At 41.9% G+C, this 990-nt stretch carries 3 protein-coding genes; all 3 read left to right on the forward strand.

All coding sequences use genetic code 11. From position 1 onward, the window contains the following. Positions 1-228, forward strand: a 228-nt coding sequence (locus ACFIJL_RS09580; protein ID WP_375624485.1) for a phage tail sheath C-terminal domain-containing protein, incomplete at its 5' end; no start/stop codon positions are given. Then, on the forward strand, positions 228-734 hold the full coding sequence (locus ACFIJL_RS09585) for a phage major tail tube protein (RefSeq protein ID WP_375624487.1): 507 nt from the start codon (positions 228-230) through the stop codon (positions 732-734). The genes ACFIJL_RS09580 and ACFIJL_RS09585, both read left to right, overlap by 1 nt. A gap of 2 nt (positions 735-736) precedes the next feature. Further along, positions 737-990: phage tail assembly protein (locus tag ACFIJL_RS09590; RefSeq protein WP_375624488.1), on the forward strand; the 254-nt coding region annotated here is incomplete at its 3' end.

Genomic DNA, 990 nt, shown 5'->3' on the forward strand with positions numbered 1-990 from the left:
ACCTACATGAATGATGTCAGTGAAAGCGTCAATGCCTATTTGCGTGATTTGAAAGCACAAGGCGCCATTCTTGGTGGGCGCTGTACGCCTGATCTAGAGCTTAACACAGCAAGCGCCATTGAAGGCGGCAGAGTCTATTTCAATGTCGAATTCACACCAACAACACCAGCAGAACACATCACATTCCGTTCACGCATTGTGAATGATTATTTAGAGGAGATTTTTTAATGGCTATCCCCGTTTTACCAAGAGTTTTGAAATATTTTAACATTTTTGTCGACGGCATTCCCTATCAAGCAAAATGTGAAAGCGTAACATTACCGAATTTGAATTTGGTTGTTGAAAGTTATCGTGGTGGAGGCATGGATAGCTCTATTGAAGTTGACCTTGGTCTTGAAACCCTCACACTTAGCATGACCATTTCTGATTGCTCTCCAGAATTGATGGCACTGTTGGGGCGCACAGATGTCGATATCTCATTACGAAGTTCAATGCAAGCGCAAGGCACACCAGCAGAAGGTGTTGTCATTACCATGAGAGGACTATGCAAAGGCTTTGAAATGGCAGAATGGCAACCTAGCAGCAAAGCAACATCCACAACTACCTTCACATTGCAATATTTCAAATATGTCCAGAAGGACGTTGAAATCGTTGAGATAGATGTCCTCAACTTGGTGAGAAAATTCAATGGCGTCAATCAACTCGCAGACCATAAAAACAATATAGGATTATAAAAATGACAGTCCAAACAAGCATTACACATAAATTATTGATACCTGTTACTTTTGAAGGAAAAGAGCACACCACAATTACCTTACAGCGCCCCAAAACAAAAGATGTGCAAGCAATCGACAAAAAAGAAGGCATAGAGCAAACAATCGCTATGATCACACGCCTTTCTGAATGGCCGCATGAGGCTGTTGGAGAACTCGATATTAATGACTTGTCGAGCATTGGAGAGATTTTGGAGTCTTTTATCAAGCGGCGGGA

It is taken from the genome of Bartonella sp. TT119HLJHH (genome assembly GCF_042193385.1).
GTDB lineage: Bacteria > Pseudomonadota > Alphaproteobacteria > Rhizobiales > Rhizobiaceae > Bartonella.